16 protein-coding genes are annotated in these 19,932 nt (G+C 40.1%); 8 read left to right on the top strand and 8 right to left on the bottom strand.

Translation table 11 applies throughout. The features are described 5' to 3' along the window. Positions 1–13: 13 nt before the first annotated feature. The 5 genes from ACJZU6_RS06325 to ACJZU6_RS06305 form a co-directional block, all read right to left on the bottom strand. Positions 14–1,966 (bottom strand): DNA topoisomerase III, encoded by a 1,953-nt coding sequence (locus ACJZU6_RS06325; RefSeq protein WP_408900823.1) that lies wholly within the window; start codon positions 1,964–1,966, stop codon positions 14–16. A gap of 216 nt (positions 1,967–2,182) precedes the next feature. Further along, the gene (gene mnmH / locus ACJZU6_RS06320) at positions 2,183–3,271 is read right to left on the bottom strand and encodes a tRNA 2-selenouridine(34) synthase MnmH (protein WP_080157948.1); all 1,089 of its coding nucleotides are present in this window, start codon (positions 3,269–3,271) and stop codon (positions 2,183–2,185) included. Further along, a complete protein-coding gene (selD, locus tag ACJZU6_RS06315; protein ID WP_080157949.1) occupies positions 3,271–4,305 on the bottom strand; it encodes a selenide, water dikinase SelD in 1,035 nt (344 codons plus the stop codon). Before selD ends, mnmH begins: the two co-directional genes overlap by 1 nt. Before the next feature lie 258 nt (positions 4,306–4,563). Further along, entirely contained in the window at positions 4,564–5,112 is a 549-nt protein-coding gene (locus tag ACJZU6_RS06310; protein ID WP_080157950.1) for an NAD(P)H nitroreductase, read from the bottom strand. A 76-nt stretch (positions 5,113–5,188) separates the two neighbouring features. Then, positions 5,189–7,201, bottom strand: coding sequence for an FAD-dependent oxidoreductase (locus ACJZU6_RS06305; protein ID WP_408900822.1), 2,013 nt, complete (start codon positions 7,199–7,201; stop codon positions 5,189–5,191). A 218-nt stretch (positions 7,202–7,419) separates the two neighbouring features. Between ACJZU6_RS06305 and sppA the strand changes: the two genes are divergently transcribed. From sppA to ACJZU6_RS06290, 3 genes are all read left to right on the top strand, one after another. After that, the gene (gene sppA / locus ACJZU6_RS06300) at positions 7,420–9,267 is read left to right on the top strand and encodes a signal peptide peptidase SppA (RefSeq protein ID WP_408900821.1); all 1,848 of its coding nucleotides are present in this window, start codon (positions 7,420–7,422) and stop codon (positions 9,265–9,267) included. 233 nt (positions 9,268–9,500) lie between these two features. Further along, positions 9,501–10,514, top strand: coding sequence for an asparaginase (gene ansA, locus ACJZU6_RS06295; protein WP_080157953.1), 1,014 nt, complete (start codon positions 9,501–9,503; stop codon positions 10,512–10,514). Between the two features lie 145 nt (positions 10,515–10,659). Next, entirely contained in the window at positions 10,660–11,334 is a 675-nt protein-coding gene (locus ACJZU6_RS06290; protein WP_080157954.1) for a glutathione S-transferase family protein, read from the top strand. Between the two features lie 3 nt (positions 11,335–11,337). On the opposite strand, the gene ACJZU6_RS06285 is transcribed toward ACJZU6_RS06290, so the two are convergent. Further along, entirely contained in the window at positions 11,338–11,661 is a 324-nt protein-coding gene (locus tag ACJZU6_RS06285) for a YeaC family protein (protein ID WP_408900820.1), read from the bottom strand. 234 nt (positions 11,662–11,895) lie between these two features. Here ACJZU6_RS06285 and ACJZU6_RS06280 point away from each other — a divergent pair, with 234 nt between their 5' ends. After that, on the top strand, positions 11,896–12,684 hold the full coding sequence (locus ACJZU6_RS06280; protein ID WP_080157956.1) for a DUF2989 domain-containing protein: 789 nt from the start codon (positions 11,896–11,898) through the stop codon (positions 12,682–12,684). Between the two features lie 72 nt (positions 12,685–12,756). On the opposite strand, the gene msrB is transcribed toward ACJZU6_RS06280, so the two are convergent. Next, positions 12,757–13,146, bottom strand: coding sequence for a peptide-methionine (R)-S-oxide reductase MsrB (gene msrB / locus ACJZU6_RS06275; protein ID WP_408900819.1), 390 nt, complete (start codon positions 13,144–13,146; stop codon positions 12,757–12,759). Between the two features lie 335 nt (positions 13,147–13,481). On the opposite strand from msrB, the gene gap reads away from it, so the two are divergent. Together gap and ACJZU6_RS06265 are read left to right on the top strand one after the other, a co-directional pair. Further along, positions 13,482–14,477, top strand: a complete 996-nt coding sequence (gap, locus tag ACJZU6_RS06270) for a type I glyceraldehyde-3-phosphate dehydrogenase (protein ID WP_080157958.1) — start codon at positions 13,482–13,484, stop codon at positions 14,475–14,477. 349 nt (positions 14,478–14,826) lie between these two features. Beyond that, positions 14,827–15,702, top strand: a complete 876-nt coding sequence (locus tag ACJZU6_RS06265) for a D-hexose-6-phosphate mutarotase (RefSeq protein WP_408900818.1) — start codon at positions 14,827–14,829, stop codon at positions 15,700–15,702. A 50-nt stretch (positions 15,703–15,752) separates the two neighbouring features. Here ACJZU6_RS06265 and ACJZU6_RS06260 read toward each other — a convergent pair whose 3' ends face one another. Further along, positions 15,753–16,133, bottom strand: coding sequence for a VOC family protein (locus tag ACJZU6_RS06260; RefSeq protein WP_080158163.1), 381 nt, complete (start codon positions 16,131–16,133; stop codon positions 15,753–15,755). Between the two features lie 553 nt (positions 16,134–16,686). Here ACJZU6_RS06260 and ACJZU6_RS06255 point away from each other — a divergent pair. Both ACJZU6_RS06255 and ACJZU6_RS06250 read left to right on the top strand, forming a co-directional pair. After that, positions 16,687–18,621 carry a PrkA family serine protein kinase gene (locus ACJZU6_RS06255; protein WP_080157960.1) on the top strand — a complete coding sequence of 645 codons (1,935 nt, stop codon included), beginning with the start codon at positions 16,687–16,689 and terminating at the stop codon, positions 18,619–18,621. Positions 18,622–18,646: 25 nt separating this feature from the next. Further along, positions 18,647–19,918 carry a YeaH/YhbH family protein gene (locus tag ACJZU6_RS06250; protein WP_080157961.1) on the top strand — a complete coding sequence of 424 codons (1,272 nt, stop codon included), beginning with the start codon at positions 18,647–18,649 and terminating at the stop codon, positions 19,916–19,918. Positions 19,919–19,932 lie beyond the last annotated feature (14 nt).

The following is a 19,932-nucleotide window of genomic DNA, read 5'->3' as shown; positions in this document are numbered from 1 at the left end:
ATTAAATCATCCACTACGATTTACGCTTTGGTGCAGCCTTAGGTTTGGCCGACGTCGATTTTTTGGCATAACTGCGTTTTTTAGCACGAGGCTTAAATTCAGGTGAAGTCAACGAACGTAAACTTGGTGGTACATCACTGACTTTTACCTGCTCCATTAAGGCTGTTACTTGTTGTTCTAATGCAGCCATAAATGGTTGATATGCACATTTTCTATCTGCCATATCATGCAGTTGATGCTCCCAATGCGCAGTCATATCAGGATATGTTGATGTATCGGGTAAAGCGTAAATTAAGCCTTTCCCCGCCTCAGAAGCATGAATAGCTTTACCTTGGCGCTGCAATAACTGGCGTTTAAACAACATTTCTAAAATACCTGCTCGCGTTGCTTCGGTACCTAAACCATCAGTATCACGCAGGATTTTCTTTAATGAAGCATCAGATACAAACCGCGCAATACCCGTCATCGCTTGTAATAATGTCGCTTCGGTAAATGCTTTTGGTGGCTCGGTCATCTTATCTTTGATTTCACCATCATGGCAGACCAATACCGTACCTTTATCTAGGGGTGGCACCTTATCGGCTAAATCACTGTCTTCTTTTTTATCATCACGCCCTAATAGCGCTCGCCAACCTGGTGACATTAACTGACGACCTTTAGCAATAAAGAGCCCATTAGCAATAGTGAATACTAACTTAGCATCAGCATATTCAGCTGCTGGATAAAATTGCATTAAGTACTGGCGAGCAATTAATTGATATATTTTCGCTTCATAACCCGTTAATACTGATGAAGATTTAGGGGTAGGAATAATCGCATGGTGAGCATCCACTTTTTTGTCATTCCATGCTTTTGATTTTAATGCTGTATTCGCATTATCCACTGCAGAAGCTAACTGATTATCCGTTGTCGCAATCGCACGACACACATCATTCGCTTGTTTCAAATGATCCAATGGTAGATGGCGACTGTCAGAACGAGGGTAAGTGATCACTTTATGTTTTTCATATAATGACTGACAAGTCGATAATACATCAGTCGCACTCATACCAAACCGTTTCGCCGCATCAATCTGTAACGCGGATAATGAATATGGTAACGGTGGCGCTTGTTTAGTTTGTTTACGCTCAGATTCGGTTACTTCTGCAGCTTGGCCTTTAATCCGTGCCACCACGTTTTCACATAACTTACGATTAAGCACTCGCCCTTCTGAATCTTGGTGAGGTTCACATGATTTACTTGGCTGCCACTTGGCATAAATCGTTTGTTCACCGTAAGTGATTAATGCCAATACTTCATAAAACGGTTTGGCGACAAAATTAGCAATCTCATCATCACGTCGAACAACTAGCCCTAAGATCGGTGTTTGCACTCGACCGACCGATAATACGCCGCGATAACCGCCCTTTTGCCCCAACAAAGTATAAGCACGGGTCATATTCATGCCATATAACCAATCAGCACGCGAACGTGCAAGGGCTGAAACTGATAACGGAATAAAATCACGGTTACTGCGCATTGTGGCTAAAGCTTTTTTAACTGCTGCTGGGTTTAAATCTGAAATAAGCAGTCGTTGTGCCGCTTCTTTTTTGGTTTTGGATATTTTGACGTAATCAATCACTTCATCCACCAGCAACTGTCCTTCTCGATCGGGATCGCCAGCATGTACCACTGCAGTTGCTGTTTTCGCCAATTTTTTGATCACCGCTAATTGTTGCTTAGCGGCTTTTCGAGGAATTAATTGCCATTGCTGAGGCACAATCGGCAAGTCTTCCAAGTGCCACTTTTTATAGCGTTCATCATAAGCATCAGGCTCGACTTGTTCTAATAAATGCCCAATACACCAAGTGACAATATCGCCATTCCCTACTTCAATATAGCCGGTATTATTTTTATGAGGGCGAGGTAATACAGCAGCGATTGCTCGGCCTAAGCTTGGTTTTTCAGCTATATATAAGCAACTCATGGGGATCTTTATCTAAAAGGATTAATAGTAAGACTGTACCGAAAATGGATGCTAACAGCAACATAACACTGGATATTAAACCAGTAGTTATCTGTTTGTTTTTTGCAATTGATCTTGCAAGATCATCAGGGTTGACATGACTAGCTAATAAAAAAGCCAAACACATCATATTAATAGATATATTTGGCTTTCATTTAATCTGTAGATATCAATAAACTATCGAGCGGCTAACCAATCTTGTACTTGGTGATAATCACCTCTAAATACAATACGATCTGCTTTTTTGCTTAATTGATAAGTATACATTGGATCATAATACTGCTCTAGCAAAGGCGCTAACCAAGCATCATGCTCAGTTAATGAGCCGTTAGATTGCATCATTTTCACTGCATGTTGCTGTGATTTCAGCATTACTTCATAACGTTCCAAACCTAAACGTTTACGAATATTGAACATGCCTTTTTCTAAATACTCAGCAAATAAAATCCAACCTTGTTCCTCACCGTAATGAGCCACATAATCACGTTGCATTTTAACGACATAATCATCTAATAGACGTGCTAAACGTACATCTACTGGATCATCAATAACAGCAATATCAGCTTCTTGCATTGCACGATTGATTGATAAAGGCACAGTAACACAACCAATGTTTTTACCTTCATCTTCAAACACGAAGTGTTCAATGCCACGATCTAATTTTTTAACCATCTGTACGGCAAGATCACTCTCAAATGCAATTTGAGTTCGTTGCGGCGTAACATAACGACCAAACGATGAACCACGGTGGTGTGCTGCACCTTCTAAATCAAGGCCATTAGCAAGAACATTGACCATAATTGTCTTACCGCTACCCGTATTACCGGCAACAATAGACATTGGTTTAGCAGCAACTTCATCAATAGTATCAACTAAATAACGACGTAATGCTTTATAGCCACCAGTGATAAACGGATAATCTATACCCGCTTCTTTAAGCCATTGTTGAGTAATTTGAGAGCGTAAACCACCACGGAAACAATAAAGATAACCGTCAGGATTTGCTTCACAAAATGCTTTCCATTGCGCTACACGTTCTGCTTTAACGTCACCATTAACCAGCTTATGACCAAGATCAATAGCTGCATCTTGTCCTTTATTTTTATAACACGTACCAACAGCTGCACGTTCATCATCCGTCATTAACGGACGACTATGAGAAGTTGGGAATGCACCTTGAGTAAATTCAACCGGTGCACGCATATCCATTAATGGTGTATCGTTCACAAACAGATGACGGAAATCTTCGCAATTGGGACGCGACATTAGCAAACCTCAATAAAGGTATCGCCATCCATCGGCACAAGTTCACCAATCGCTTCCAGCAAGATGTTATGTTTTTTAGCAATGGCTTGTACTTCAGCTTCGCTACTTGGATCAACGGCTAATAATAGGCCGCCTGATGTTTGAGGATCACATAATAATGCTTTTTGTTGATCCGTCATTTGACCCACTTTGTGGCCATAACTCATAAAGTTACGCTCTGTACCACCAGGAACACAACCTTGAGCGATGTAATCATACACACCCGGTAATGTTGGAATCTTATCAAACCAAAGTTTTGCTTTTAGGTTACTGCCTTCACAAATCTCAGTTAAGTGACCCATTAGGCCAAAACCTGTTACGTCAGTTAGCGCTTTTACGCCTTCGACATCAGCAAAGTCTGCACCAGGTTTATTTAGCTTACACATCCAATCGCGTGCCAAACCTTTATGCTCATCAGCCAACTTAGATTGTTTTTCAGCCGTTGTTAATACGCCGATACCTAATGGTTTAGTTAGGTATAAATGACAACCCGCTTCTGCACTGTCATTACGTTTAACACGATCAGTACTTACTAATCCTGTTACAGCAAGGCCAAAAATTGGCTCAGGAGCATCAATAGAGTGACCACCAGCAAGAGAAATACCTGCCTCTCGACACACTGAACGGCCACCATCAATCACTTTTTGCGCAATTTCAGGTGACAATACATTTACAGGCCAACCTAAAATAGCAATCGCCATAATAGGTTTGCCACCCATAGCGTAAATATCACTGATCGCGTTAGTCGCAGCAATACGACCAAAATCAAACGGGTCATCAACGATTGGCATAAAGAAGTCAGTGGTACTGATCACTGCTTGACCATTACCGATATCATAAACGGCAGCGTCATCTTTACTTTCATTACCAACCAGTAAATTAGGATCAGCAAAAGGTGCTAATTGAGTACGAAGAATAGTATCAAGTACTTGGGGAGAAATTTTACAACCACATCCGGCACCGTGGCTGTATTGTGTTAGGCGAACATTTTCCATGACACGCTCCAAAATATAGAAAGAACCAGCGATTCTACTCCTGCCCTCGACAACTGTCATCTTTCCAACTAAAAAGCGACCATTTTCTATTAAAACAAATCCACATTGGCAGTAATAGTCATCAATAAGGAATAAAAAAGGTGATGCTATTCACGGTTTAACACCGAAAAATAGCTATCACCTTCCATTTTTAACCCTGCAGTCACATCAGTGAAGAGTTAAATGCGAGTTAATGTTACATCTGTTGTATATCAGTAATTACAAATATTCAACGTATTGAGCAAGATCGCGTTCATGGACTTTCGCTTCACGGCAACCAATTGAACCGAGGTATAAAAAACCAACAATCATGTCTTCGCCCGTAACACCTAATGCTTCACGAACCACGGGATGATATGCCCAAGAACCTGTACGCCAAAAACCAGAGTATCCTTGTGCTACTGCTGCCATTTGCATTGCTTGTGCAGCACAACCAGCAGATAAATGTTGTTCTATAACTGGGACTTTATGGCCAGAGGTCACTTTACTAACAACAGTGATCACCATCGGTGCACGAAAAGGTGCTTTTGAGGCTTTTTCAATTACAAAATCATCGAGATGATCCGCTTTCGCTGCCGCAACTAAAATATTTGCTAGCGTGGTTAAACCTTCACCTTGAGAAACAATAAAGCGCCACGGCGTTAAGCCACCATGATCAGGAGCACGTAATCCTGCACGAAAGATATTCTCAAGAACATCACCTGCAGGTGCTGGCTCAACTAATTTTGGTAATGAGCGACGATTAAGCAGAAGTGATAGCGCGTCCATAACAACCTCAAAATGAAAATAATTATTGTTTCTCATATAATAAGGCAGTTAAAGCGCAGAACACAAGCCATCATAATTATAACTTAGCAGCTAATTCAACCCCTTGACGGATCACCCGTTTTGCATCGACTTCACTAGCATCTTCTGCACCACCAATCACATGCACTGACACACCTTGCTGGATTAACTGTTGCGATAAATTATCGACCGATGTTTGACCGGTACAAATAACAATATTATCGACATCTAATGTCTGTGGTTGCCCATCAATAATAAGGTGCAAGCCTTCATCATCGATAGCTTGATAATGCACTCCCGCCCATAGTTTAACGCCGCGTTTTTCTAATGTACGGCGGTGGATCCACCCCGTTGTGCGTCCAGGGCCTTTGCCTACTTTTCCTGGTCGACGTTGTAATAACCATACTTGTCGTGGACTAATATAATCGTCTGAAGGTAATAAACCGCCACTATGGCATAGACTTTTATCAATATCCCATTCACTCAACCAGCTATCAAGATCATACTCACTTGGTTCTGTCAGCATGGTAGCGACATCAACCCCTATGCCACCCGCACCAATGATAGCGACTTTTTCCCCTACAACTTTTTGCTGCCGAATTAAAGTTTGGTAATCAATCACCTTCAAATGATCAATACCCGTGATTGGCGGTATTCGAGGTTGTACTCCCGTAGCAATAATAACCTCATCATAATCAAGCAACTGCTCGACATTTGCTTCAACGCCTAACCGTACCACAACACCCGTTTGCTCTAAGCGCCGAGTAAAATAGCGGATGGTTTCTTTAAATTCTTCTTTACCGGGGATCTGCATCGCTAGATTAAACTGCCCACCAACATCGGTGTTTTTTTCAAATAAATCGACTTTAAATCCGCGCTCTGCCGCAGCAACAGCGCACGCCATTCCCGCAGGACCACCACCAATAACCGCCACTTTTCGCGACTTAGCAACCGCCGTTAACACCAATTCTGTCTCATAACATGCGTGAGGATTAACTAAACAACTGGCGCGTTTACCAACAAAAGCATGATCTAAACATGCCTGATTACAACCAATACAGGTATTAATATCATTGGCTCGGTTTTGCTCTGCTTTTAAGACAAATTCAGGATCGGCTAAAAATGGTCTCGCCATCGACACCATATCGGCTTGCCCTTGAGCCAAAATATTTTCAGCAACTTGCGGCGTATTAATGCGATTACAAGTCACTATTGGAATAGAGACTTGTTGTTTAATTTTCTCAGTAACCCAAGCAAATGCAGCTCGTGGCACTTGAGTGGCAATGGTAGGAACCCGTGCTTCATGCCAGCCAATACCAGTATTTAAAATAGTGACACCTGCCGCTTCTAATTCAAGCGCTAACTGCACCACCTCATCGTAAGTGCTCCCTTGTTCAACTAAGTCCAACATTGATAATCGAAAGATAATAATAAAATCATCGCCCACACGCGTTCGTACAGCGCGAACAATTTCAATGGCAAAACGAATTCGATTGTCATAACTGCCCCCCCAGTCATCGTAACGTTGGTTTGAACGCTGGCAAATAAACTGATTAATGAGATAGCCTTCAGAACCCATTAACTCAACCCCATCATAACCCGCTTCGCGCGCAAGCTCGGCACTGTGTGCAAAATCATTAATGGTATTATTAATTTGGCGATGACTCATTTTGCTTGGGGTGAATTTAGAGATAGGAGAACGAATAGCAGAGGCACTTACCGCAAACGGTGACATTGCATAACGCCCAGCATGCAATAACTGTAACGCAATCTTCCCCCCTTGCTGATGCACTGCAGTGGTAATATTGCGGTGTTTACGCACATGGCGATTGTTACTAAATTCAGCACTAAACGGATGTAATCGACCACGAAAATTAGGAGAAAAACCGCCCGTAACAATAAGCCCAACCCCAGCTTTTGCTCTAATGGCATAAAACGTCGCGAGTTTATGAAAGCCTCCCCGTTCTTCTTCTAATCCGGTGTGCATTGAGCCCATTAAGACTCGATTACGTAATTGAGTAAAACCCAGATCCAGCGGCGTCAATAAATGAGGAAACGGTTTATCATTCATAAGCAGCTCCTAATCATCATGGTCAGACCAGTATATTTGAGCTTAGACCGCAATATCAACCCAAATTAACAAAAAAGCAACATTTACATGATGCGCCTCACTATTTATAATCAATCACGTACGTTTATTTTACTATTAATAACAATTACACCGTAAAAACACTGTAATTCAGCAGTGACTACGCTACGATATCGCTATCACCATTATCAGGAATTTTCATGAAAGCCATATTCTCAAGGATTGGAAAATTCTTCCTCGCTATCGGGAAGTTGATTAACTTTACTCGCAAATTTGTCCTCAACCTTTTATTCGTTCTAATTATTGGCGCGATAATTTTTGCATTAACCGATGAAGATAAGACCACCGATACTACTGAACCCTCAGCGTTAGTGCTCAACCTCTCAGGTCCAATTGTTGAACAAAGTAATTATGACAATCCACTTGATAGTGTAATGAGTGAGGCGTTAGGTAAGCCTGATGTAAAACAAAATGTATTATTTGATATTGTTGAAGCGATTCGCGCAGCAGCAACAGATAAAGACATCACAGGTTTGGTACTTAACCTTAAAGACATGTCTGAAACCAGCTTAACCAAAATGCGTTATATCGCAAAAGCCATTGAAGAATTTAAAGCATCAGGCAAACCTGTTTATGCTTATGGTGACAATTACACCCAAAGCCAGTACTACCTCGCCAGTTATGCAGATAAAGTCTTTTTATCGCCAGACGGTGGCGTAATGCTAACAGGTTATGGCACTTACACTCTATATTATAAGAGCTTACTGGCTAAACTAGATGTAACCACCCATGTGTTCCGCGTAGGTACTTATAAGTCATTCGTTGAACCTTATATTCGTGATGGCATGTCAGCCGCAGCCAAAGAAGCTAATACCGTATGGTTAACCCAGTTATGGGGCGCATTCAGTGACGATGTCGCAAAGAACCGCAAAATAAAACCGCAAACATTAACACCCAATATCGATGAGTTTATTACTCAACTGAAATCTGTTAATGGCGACTTTGCTCAATTGAGTAAAAAATTAGGTTTAGTTGATTCACTCGTCACTCGTGATCAAATGACCCAATATTTAATAGATACTTTTGGTGCTAACGACAAACATAGCTTTAAACAGATTAGCTATTACGATTACCTACCATTACTGGTTGATGATCAACAACCATCACCAAATAAAGTGGCCGTTGTTATCGTAAACGGTGCCATTGTTGATGGTAAAAGTAGCCAAGGTTCTGCTGGCGGTGACACTATTGCCTCACTATTAAACCAAGCACGCTTTGATAAACAAGTGAAATCAGTAATCTTACGGGTTGATAGCCCAGGGGGTAGCGCTTTCGCCTCAGAGGTTATTCGTAATGCCGTTGATGCTCTCAAAAGAGCGGGCAAACCAGTTGTAGTCTCAATGTCGAGTGTTGCAGCCTCTGGCGGTTATTGGATCTCCTCCAGTGCCGACGAGATCATTGCTCAACCAACAACAATCACCGGCTCTATTGGTATCTTTGCAATCTTAACCACCTTTGAAAAAGGCTTAGAAAAACTGGGCGTTTACAGTGATGGGGTTGGTACAACACCATTCTCTGGTGTGGGTGTTACGCGTGCGCTACCTGACGGTGTTGCAAAAGTATTCCAACTTGGGGTTGATAATGGTTACCAACGTTTTATTGGCTTAGTCAGTAAATACCGCCATATGACGTTAGCTCAAGCAGATAAAATTGCTCAAGGCCGCGTATGGACAGGTAAAGATGCGCAGCAACGTGATCTAGTTGATAAATTAGGTGACTTCGATACCGCCATTACTGCTGCTGTTGAATTAGCGAAAGTAAAAGATTATCAATTAGTATGGATGCAACAACCACTCTCACCAGTACAACAATTCTTTAAAGAAATGTCTGGCGAAGTAACCGCTAAAATCGCAACTATGGTGCTGGGCGATATGCCATCCACGTTAGCGCCAGTGACAAAAGTTGCTAAAGATCTTACTTCACTCACTAATTTTAACGATCCTAATGGCCGTTATGCTTTTTGCTTAAATTGCAGCACGGTTAATTAAAGACAACAATTGTCAGTAGCCCGGTCAATATTGGCCGGGTTTTTTAATGTCTTCACACACCACAACCCACCATTAGTTAACAGTCATTTACACTGATACTGTGTAATAAATCAGCATACTCCGCTACGATCACATTTTAACTCATACAATCACACTACAAATCTAACTAACCTCGCATCTTCATGCAGTTTGCGTATAATACGCGCACTCATTCGTTCATTCTGAGCTTAAAAATGGAAAGAAAACACATTTACATCGCTTACACTGGCGGTACTATTGGTATGCAAAAGTCGGATCATGGTTATGTTCCTGTTGCTGGTTTTATGCAGCAACAATTGGCAAGCATGCCAGAATTCCATCGTTCAGAAATGCCAGAGTTCACTATCAATGAGTATGAACCACTGATTGATTCATCAGATATGACCCCCATGGATTGGCAGCGAATTGCAGATGATATAAAAGCTAATTATGATAAATATGATGGTTTTGTGATTTTACATGGTACTGATACCATGGCTTACACCGCATCAGCATTATCATTTATGTTTGAAAATTTAGACAAACCTGTGATTGTGACTGGTTCACAAATTCCATTGGTTGAATTACGCTCTGATGGTCAAAGTAATTTGTTAAATGCTCTTCATATTGCAGCTAATTACCCAATCAATGAAGTCACCGTATTTTTCAATAACCAATTGATCCGTGGTAATCGCAGTACTAAAGCACATGCTGATGGTTTTGGTGCGTTTATTTCGCCAAACTTACCACCGCTATTAGAAGCGGGAATCAATATTACTGTTAATAACATTGCCCAAATAGATAAAAAGCCTGACGGCGCATTTCAAGTCCATACTATTACACCGCAACCAATTGGGGTTATCACAATGTATCCGGGCATTTCTCCTGAAGTGATCCGTAACACATTACGTCAACCCGTCAATGCAATGATACTACTGACATTTGGTGTCGGTAATGCGCCACAAAATAAAGAATTGCTTGAGCAACTCAAAGCGGCAACAGATCGTGGCGTTATTGTAATGAACTTAACTCAATGCCTATCAGGTAAAGTGAATATGGGTGGGTATGCAACAGGCTGTGCGCTTGCTGAAGCAGGTGTCTTAAGTGGTTATGATATGACCCCTGAAGCTGCATTGGCTAAATTACATTATTTATTAAGCCAAGACCTTACCACTGAAGCGGTCCGTAGTCTGATGCAACAAGATTTACGTGGTGAATTAACCCATTAATCGATAATCACACTGTTGATTACCGATGCAAAAAAGAGCCGCTATGGCTCTTTTTTTGATCATGATTTCTACCACCAACAATAACAAAGCCAACTACACTTATTGCAATATTATCGCTCATTGAGCCAAGCAATAAGTGACCACTATGATTTTACATGGCACCTCGATATCTCCCTTTGTACGAAAAATAATGCTAGCACTCAATTACAAAGGTATTCGCTATGAACTCCAACCGCTTAATCCTTATCTTGAAAAGGAACTTGCACACAAACGCCACCCCATGGGAAAAGTTCCAGTACTTGAGCATGGAACATTAACCATCATTGATTCCGCAGTTATTGCGCATTATTTAGATGATGTTTATCCCATTCCACCACTATATCCAGGCAATGCACAACAACGAGCTCAAATACGCTGGCTTGAATCATACGCAGCAACTCGTGTTACATCATTAATTGGAGGAGTACTGTTTTATCAAAAAATATTACGTCAAAAAATGCAAAACAAAAGTTGCGATCAAGAAGCCGTTGAGCAATGTTTAACTCATCATCTTCCAGATGTACTGCACTACCTTAACCAACAAATTCCACAGCAAGGTTATGTCAGCGATCATTTTTCAATGGCTGAAATTAGTTTATGGAGTATTTTTCGAAGCGGATGGATGAGTGGGTTACGTTTACAACCGCATTATCCACAGTTACATGCTTATCTACAGCGAATAGAACAGGAACCATGGATAGCCAATCTTATCGCAGAAGAAGATCATCAATTGCAAGATTTCTATTGTGAACCCATGATTTTACCGCACTCATCAACATGATAATTACAACTGATCATGATCAAAGCGAGCAATATCATTGTCATGGGACGTATTTTCAGTGTCACGAGGCATCGCAGTGATATCAACAGCAAAGTCCCGTTTAAATTCCGCTTTTGATTTAAATTTAATATCACCACCAGCAGCAACCGTCATGTGATCGGCCTTGATATTATGCCGAGACTGATACAGCATCACCGCTTGCATTGCACTATCACGTAATGGAGGAGTTAATGTTGAGCCATCCAACCATTTACCTGTCTCAACTGCGGTTAAAATACGCTGATAAACGTCAGGCGTCATTGCCGCTAAGAGTTGATTAACATCCATATTCTTATCCTTATTTACCATGGTTGCATGACATATTTTAGGTCAATATCAAAAAACATATTTATTCATTGTAGACCTATCATATTAAATTACTTTGCAGTAACAGTTTCATTTACAAAAAAAATAATACTGCTAAATTTAATTATCGCTTTTTTATGAGTTTATCTTTTGAACTTTGTTTTATTGTTCGCACGTACAGTATCGTCACACTCACTACGAAATGTAAAAGCCATAATGTTATTACCACTTTTACTGAGTGGTTGCTTTGATCATTACCGTACCACAGAGAATCTATGTGATGATAACCCCGACGTATGCCAGCCATTAAATCTTAATGATGGTCAATGTCGCATTCAACGAACGAACCTTATATGGCAACGTTATGACACCTTGCAAACCCCCTCAGAACAACACAAATTTAAAGAGTTAAAAGCAACCAAGGAATATCAGTTCTGTCTTGAGTATGCCGCACGCATTGAGCCAACAGAATTAAAGCAACGTAAGACCAAACGCATACAAGCGCTGTATCATAGTTATGAAAGTATTGAACGGCTCAATCAAGAATTACAATCCTCTCAAGATCCACATATTATTTATTATCGTTGGAGTCAGGGTGACCCAATAGCTAAACAACAATTTATTGCACTTGAAGGTGATAAAAAACTTGAACACCCTGAATTACAATTAGCACTGGCTCGCTATTATGTTAATAAAGATAAGCCTAAGACAATCGATCTTCTGCATCATAGCCTCAGCCTTTATAAAGCAAAAGATAATATTAATATCAGTATATTACACTCTCTTTCAACCTTATATTATCAGCAACACAACATGGCAGCAGCTTATGTCTGGGCTAATATCAGTACCCATTATCAACCCAATAATACACCTCAAAAAATAACACTTCATAACCCATTTAAGTTAACTGAAAACGAGCGAAAAAAATTAGATAGTGTGACACTCAACATCATTGCAACCTTGAATAACGGTCAATACCATCGCACTGATATTATGATGCAATAGCCATAACAACTCACCATAGTATAAAGATCTCAGCGCGATTATCTTAAACCGTCACGAATACACAGCAGCAGATTAATTATCGGTAGAGAAAAGCAGTGAAATTGAATTAACACAAAATCGCTCACCTGTTGATGGCGGTCCATCAGGAAAAATATGCCCTAAATGGCTATCACACTGTGAACACCGAATCTCCGTCCGTACCATGCCATGACTATTATCATTTAAATAACGAATACACTCTTTCGTGATAGGTGCGTCAAAGCTCGGCCAACCACAGCCAGAATCATATTTATTAGCAGAAGCAAATAAAGGCTGCTCGCAGCAAGTACAACTATAAACACCAGTCTCACGATTATGTAACAGTGTGCCACTAAAGGGAGCTTCTGTTGCTTGCTCACGACACACTCGATAAGCATCAGTAGATAACTTATCCTGCCAATATGCATTATCTTTTTGATTCATTCTTTTATTGCCTTTCTTGTATTTTAAGTAAATTGAATAAATATATTTGCAATTTGGGGTCACTGTACCACATACTTCTTGTGCAAAAAGTCACATAGACTCGAAAATAGTTTTTGATTATTGCAACAAACAGTTAAGAGTAAATAATTACTGCGCCGTTAATTTAAACAACATTTGTATAAATTAACGGCGATGTAGTGGAAATGTAAAGAAATCCGAACTTTTTTTTGACCTCAAGCAATTTAAACGTTTTTTTTGCTTGCAGGCTTGCAAAGGATTCTGTAATTTTACTGCCAGTTATATTTCATTAGAAATTAAGTTGTGGAGCAACTGTAATGACAATTAAAGTAGGTATTAACGGTTTTGGCCGTATCGGTCGTTTTGTTTTCCGTGCATCTCAAGAGCGCACAGACATCGAAGTTGTTGGTATCAACGACCTAATCGACGTTGAATACATGGCATACATGCTTAAGTACGACTCAACTCACGGCCGTTTCAACGGTACTGTTGAAGTTGAAGGCGGTAACTTAATCGTTAACGGTAAAACTGTACGTGTAACTGCTGAGCGTAACCCTGAAGATCTTAAGTGGGATGCAATCAACGTTGACGTAGTAGCTGAAGCAACTGGCCTGTTCCTAACAGACGAGACTGCACGTAAGCACATCACAGCTGGCGCTAAGAAAGTTGTTCTAACTGGCCCATCTAAAGATGCTACACCTATGTTCGTAATGGGTGTTAACGATACAACTTACGCTGGTCAAGACATCGTTTCTAACGCTTCTTGTACTACTAACTGTCTAGCGCCTATCGCTAAAGTTCTAAACGACAACTTCGGTATCGTTTCTGGTCTTATGACAACAGTTCACGCTACTACAGCAACTCAAAAAACTGTAGATGGTCCTTCAGCTAAAGACTGGCGTGGCGGTCGTGGTGCTTCTCAGAACATCATCCCTTCATCAACTGGTGCTGCTAAAGCAGTAGGCGTTGTTCTTCCAGAAATCAACGGCAAACTAACTGGTATGGCTTTCCGCGTACCAACTGCTAACGTTTCTGTAGTTGACCTAACAGTTAACCTAGAAAAAGGCGCATCTTACGCAGCTATCTGTGCTGCAATGAAAGAAGCTTCTGAAGGTTCTCTAAAAGGCGTTCTTGGTTACACTGAAGATGCAGTTGTTTCAACTGACTTCAATGGCGACACTCGCACTTCAATCTTTGATGCTGCAGCTGGTATCGCACTTAACGATAACTTCGTTAAAGTTGTATCTTGGTACGACAACGAAATCGGTTACTCAAACAAAGTTCTAGACCTAATCGCTCACATCTCTAAGTAATGTAAGCAATTAGCTGACTTTCTTTGAAAGCAGATAGTAAAAGGCGACGCTTAAGGGTGTCGCCTTTTTTACATCTAAAATATGGTAATTATCAATTCAACCGAAAATAACATGCCGTCATCATTCTCACTTAGAACGAATAAATTATAAAATAACCACCGCAGCCCTGTTTAATGTATAGCACATGAAATATTCAGATCAAATATGTTACAAAAATAACAAATAAATCTTAATATTCTTTGATATTTTAAAACGAAAAATAAGTTTTCATTGTTTATGATTTTGCGCTGAATATAACCAAAATCATCACCAATGGGCGCTTTCGCCACTCAACATTAAGGAAAAGAAGATGGATTTACGTCAACTTTCGACAATTAATGCATTATCTGATGCTGTTACTGTATGCGAATATCAAGGTGTGAAAATTATTCGCATTATTCACCCAATGGTAGAAGCGGGAATTTCTCTCCATGGTGGCCATCTACTTTGGTTCAAACCTGCGGGTGAAAAAGATGTTATTTGGCTAAGTGAAAATGCTGAATTTGATCTAACAAAAGCAGTTCGTGGTGGTATTCCTGTTTGTTGGCCATGGTTTGGTAAAGCAGGAACTCCTTCTCATGGTTTTGCTCGTACAAGTGAGTGGACATTATCGCAACACCGTGAAAATGAGCATGGCATTATTGTTTCTTTGACCCTTGAAGATAACCAACAAACTCGTGAAATTTGGCCACATAAATTCCATAACCAAATCACATTTGAAATGAATGCTGAGCTAAAAGTGAGTTTATCATCAACCAATACAGATACTCAGCCTTGGTCATTTGGCGGTGCACTACACACTTATTTTAATATTGCAGATATCAACAATGTTTCAATAACGGGTATGGGTCACGCATATTTAGATAGCACTCAAGCAGGAAAAGCATGCCAAGGTAGTGATGTATTAACCTTTAGCGCAGAAACGGATCGTGTATATACTCAGCCTCAACCAACGATTCTAATTGCAGACAAAAATAACCAACGTACTATTGCAGTAACGAATGACGGTGATAATGCAGCCGTTATTTGGAACCCTTGGCAACAATTATCAATAAGCATGGCTGACATGGCAAACAATAGCTTTGAAACCATGGTGTGTGTTGAATCAACAATTCATACCCCAACTATTGAGCTACAACCAGGACAGTCACATACCTTAGCAACTCGTATTGCCGTCCAGCACTAATTCATAATGCTTTCTCCATCACTAGCAAGATTACGATCTGGCTAGTGATGTTATGCTAGCATGGTGCCATTTGATTCAATCAATACCCAACCATTGCCATCAGGATCATTAAAGGTCGCAAATCGCCCTTCCATCATTGTAATAATTTCAGATAGTGCCACACCTCGACTGCTAAGCTCCTGATATGTAGATTGAATATCATGCGTTTGAACCACTAAACCTTGTACCCCTCCCGCTTCCATCCCCGCAAAAGGTTTTACTAAACTGATCGTTGTTTCAGCCCCTTTTGGCACCAGTTGTACCCACCGAGTTTGTTGATTCTCAGCATGATCTCTAATTAATTCAAACCCTAATACATCACGATAAAATTGCAGTGCTTGATTTTGATCTGTGACTGGAATTGATACCGTATCAACTCGACAAATAGACATAACATCTCGCTCCATACTTTTAAACACTAACATGACCGTCCATATTGAGATTAAATCAGTCATTTGCCTTTTGTGTTAAAAAATGAGTATGCCCCCTTAGATTCTTACAATTTATCATTCGCTCTTAATGTTAAGACAGAGCAAAAAAATCACGCTATGACAAAAAAACACAATAAAACTGCCTTTAATACATAATCAAAACATTTACTTCATAACTAAATACTTAATCAGTAATAAAAACTAATAAGCATATAAGTCATAGCATTTACATCCAACTGATAAACTCATCATCTACAAACACAAAAACAACATAGATACAATAACTTTGCAACAAATTAGCTTGCGAAACCCTTTAAATTAAAGGATAGTGATTGGTATCGGTTATTTAATCGGCAATTTTATCCTATCAACTGTGAAAAAATTTATTCACCAATCAGTAATTCTGCAATACAAAGTAGCAAGTTCAGACTAGGCTTAAATAAGTAAGCAATGCAAAAACACTATGTTTTTCATTAATTACTCTCAAATATAAGAACGATTCAGGGGGCATACTATGAGTATTTTTGACCACTATCGTCAGCGCTATGAAGAAGCTAAAGACGAAGAGCTTTCATTACAAGAATTCCTTGATATCTGTAAAGACGATCGTAGTTCTTACGTCAACGCAGCAGAGCGTCTTCTAATGGCTATTGGCGAGCCAGAAATGATTGATACCGCACAAGATCCACATCTTAGCCGCTTATTTTCCAACCGCGTAATATCACGTTATGACACCTTTAAAGATTTTTATGGCATGGAAGAAGCCATTGAACAAATTGTGTCTTACCTTAAACATGCGGCTCAAGGACTTGAAGAACGTAAACAAATTCTCTATTTATTAGGCCCTGTTGGTGGTGGTAAATCATCATTAGCTGAAAAACTTAAAAGTTTAATGCAAAAAGTGCCGATTTATATTCTTACGGCTAATGGCGAACGTAGCCCAGTCAATGATCATCCTTTCTGTTTGTTTGATAAACAAGAAGATGGTGGATTACTAAAAGATGAATATGGCATTCCTGGCCGTTATCTTAATAGTATTATGTCGCCATGGGCTGCCAAACGATTACATGAATTTGGTGGTGATATCACTCAATTTAAAGTGATAAAAGTACGCCCTTCGATTCTTGATCAGGTCGGTATTGCTAAAACGGAACCGGGTGATGAAAATAATCAGGATATTTCATCATTGGTCGGTAAAGTTGATATTCGCCAACTTGAGCATTTCTCGCAAGATGATCCCGATGCATACAGTTATTCAGGAGCCTTATGTAAAGCAAACCAAGGCTTAATGGAGTTTGTTGAGATGTTTAAAGCACCATTAAAAGTGCTACATCCATTATTAACAGCGACTCAAGAAGGTAACTATAACGGTACTGAAGGACTATCAGCATTGCCTTTTGATGGCATGATTTTAGCGCACTCAAACGAATCAGAGTGGCAGACATTCCGTAATAATAAGACTAATGAGGCCTTCCTCGATCGTGTTTACATCGTTAAAGTTCCTTATTGTTTACGGGTTTCTGAAGAAATGCGTATTTACGAAAAATTATTACAAAACAGTGAGCTATCATCGGCACCATGCTCACCAAGTACCCTTGAAATTCTAGCGCGTTTCACTGTGCTATCACGTCTAAAAGAGCCTGAAAACTCAAGTGTATATTCAAAAATGCGTGTCTATGATGGTGAAACACTTAAAGATACCGATCCAAAAGCAAAATCATATCAAGAGTACCGTGACTATGCGGGCGTTGATGAAGGCATGAATGGATTATCAACCCGTTTCGCCTTTAAGATCCTCTCACGTGTATTTAACTTTGATCATGCTGAAGTTGCGGCTAACCCTGTTCACCTATTCTATGTGCTTGAACAACAAATAGAGCGTGAACAATTCCCACAAGATATTGCTGAAAAATATCTAGAGCATCTCAAAGGCTTCTTAACGCCTAAATATGTTGAATTTATTGGTAAAGAAATTCAAACCGCTTATCTGGAATCTTATTCAGAATACGGCCAAAACATCTTTGATCGTTATGTAAGTTATGCTGACTTTTGGATTCAAGATCAAGAGTATCGTGATCCTGATACAGGCCAATTGTTTGACCGTTCTGCGCTCAATAATGAACTCGAGAAAATTGAGAAACCTGCAGGTATCAGTAATCCAAAAGATTTCCGAAATGAAATTGTTAATTTTGTTCTTCGTGCTCGTGCCAATAATGCAGGTAAAAATCCAAATTGGACTAGCTATGAAAAGCTACGTACTGTAATTGAGAAAAAAATGTTCTCTAATACAGAAGAGCTGTTACCGGTTATTTCCTTTAATGCGAAAACCTCAACAGACGAGCAGAAAAAACATGATGATTTTGTTGCTCGAATGATGGAGAAAGGCTATACCCGCAAACAAGTTCGCTTATTGTCTGAATGGTACTTACGCGTGCGTAAGTCGTCGTAACCAACTGACAACAAAGGGGGGAACTATGGCACACTTTATTGATCGAAGGCTCAATGGTAAAAATAAGAGCACCGTCAATCGCCAACGTTTTTTACGCCGTCATAAACAGCGAATTAAAGAGTCAATCGCTGATGCAGTAAATAAACGTTCGATTACTGATGTCGATAGTGGTGAGGATATAACCATCCCCTCTCGCGACATTAGCGAACCAACCTTTCATCAAGGTAAAGGTGGGCAACGAGAAGTCGTTCACCCAGGTAATGACCAATTTAGTCCCGGCGATCGCATCGAACGACCACAAGGAGGTGGTGGTCAAGGCGGCGCGGGCGAAGGTCAAGCAAGTCCTGATGGCGATGGACAAGATGATTTTGTTTTCCAAATTTCAAAAGACGAATACCTTGATCTATTGTTTGAAGACTTAGAATTACCTAATTTACAAAAAAACGCGATTAATCAACTTGTAGAATGGAAAACGTTTCGTGCTGGGTATAAATCACAAGGCGTACCATCAAATATCGCTATCGTAAAATCATTGCAAAATTCACTCGCAAGACGAACCGCAATGACTGCAGGTAAGCGGCGTAAAGTACGAGAGCTAGAGCAAGCACTGGCGTTATTATTTACAACTGAGCCTGCTCAACCGTTTGAAGAAGAACGGATTAAACAAGAGATTGACGTGCTACGGAAAAAGATTAACCGTACTCCATTTATTGATACATTTGACTTACGATATAAGAACTACGAACGTCGTCCACAACCATCAAGTCAGGCGGTTATGTTTTGCTTAATGGATGTATCCGGCTCAATGGATCAGGCGACAAAAGATATTGCTAAGCGGTTCTATATATTACTGTATTTATTTTTAAACCGTACTTACAAAAATGTTGAAGTGGTGTTTATTCGTCACCACACTCAAGCAAAAGAAGTGGATGAGCATGAGTTTTTCTACTCTCAAGAAACCGGTGGCACAATAGTATCAAGTGCATTGAAAATGATGCATGACATTGTTAAACAACGCTATCGTCCCGAAGAGTGGAATATTTATGCGGCACAAGCATCTGATGGCGATAATTGGGCAGATGATTCCCCAGGTTGTCGTGAATTGCTTGATAAACACATACTTCCAGTAACACGTTATTATTCATACATAGAAATCACTCGTCGAGCACATCAAACATTATGGCGAGAGTATGAAGCGTTACACAGCAGCCATGAGAATTTTGCGATGCAAAATATTAAAACTGTTGAAGATATTTTCCCCGTGTTTAGGGAATTATTTAAAAAACAAGTCAGTTAAATTAACGCTACTCC

It is taken from the genome of Photobacterium piscicola (genome assembly GCF_046058925.1).
GTDB lineage: Bacteria > Pseudomonadota > Gammaproteobacteria > Enterobacterales > Vibrionaceae > Photobacterium > Photobacterium piscicola.
The sequence above is the reverse complement of the archived record's forward strand: the minus strand, read 5'-3'. Positions and strand labels throughout refer to the sequence as shown.

Bases quoted from the DNA above. Each gene is read 5' to 3' on its own strand.
- ACJZU6_RS06325 (WP_408900823.1), bottom strand. From the start codon at position 1,966: ATGAGTTGCTTATATATAGCTGAAAAACCAAGCTTAGGCCGAGCAATC.
- mnmH (WP_080157948.1), bottom strand. From the start codon at position 3,271: ATGTCGCGTCCCAATTGCGAAGATTTCCGTCATCTGTTTGTGAACGAT.
- selD (WP_080157949.1), bottom strand. From the start codon at position 4,305: ATGGAAAATGTTCGCCTAACACAATACAGCCACGGTGCCGGATGTGGT.
- ACJZU6_RS06310 (WP_080157950.1), bottom strand. From the start codon at position 5,112: ATGGACGCGCTATCACTTCTGCTTAATCGTCGCTCATTACCAAAATTA.
- ACJZU6_RS06305 (WP_408900822.1), bottom strand. From the start codon at position 7,201: ATGAATGATAAACCGTTTCCTCATTTATTGACGCCGCTGGATCTGGGT.
- sppA (WP_408900821.1), top strand. From the start codon at position 7,420: ATGAAAGCCATATTCTCAAGGATTGGAAAATTCTTCCTCGCTATCGGG.
- ansA (WP_080157953.1), top strand. From the start codon at position 9,501: ATGGAAAGAAAACACATTTACATCGCTTACACTGGCGGTACTATTGGT.
- ACJZU6_RS06290 (WP_080157954.1), top strand. From the start codon at position 10,660: ATGATTTTACATGGCACCTCGATATCTCCCTTTGTACGAAAAATAATG.
- ACJZU6_RS06285 (WP_408900820.1), bottom strand. From the start codon at position 11,661: ATGGATGTTAATCAACTCTTAGCGGCAATGACGCCTGACGTTTATCAG.
- ACJZU6_RS06280 (WP_080157956.1), top strand. From the start codon at position 11,896: ATGTTATTACCACTTTTACTGAGTGGTTGCTTTGATCATTACCGTACC.
- msrB (WP_408900819.1), bottom strand. From the start codon at position 13,146: ATGAATCAAAAAGATAATGCATATTGGCAGGATAAGTTATCTACTGAT.
- gap (WP_080157958.1), top strand. From the start codon at position 13,482: ATGACAATTAAAGTAGGTATTAACGGTTTTGGCCGTATCGGTCGTTTT.
- ACJZU6_RS06265 (WP_408900818.1), top strand. From the start codon at position 14,827: ATGGATTTACGTCAACTTTCGACAATTAATGCATTATCTGATGCTGTT.
- ACJZU6_RS06260 (WP_080158163.1), bottom strand. From the start codon at position 16,133: ATGTCTATTTGTCGAGTTGATACGGTATCAATTCCAGTCACAGATCAA.
- ACJZU6_RS06255 (WP_080157960.1), top strand. From the start codon at position 16,687: ATGAGTATTTTTGACCACTATCGTCAGCGCTATGAAGAAGCTAAAGAC.
- ACJZU6_RS06250 (WP_080157961.1), top strand. From the start codon at position 18,647: ATGGCACACTTTATTGATCGAAGGCTCAATGGTAAAAATAAGAGCACC.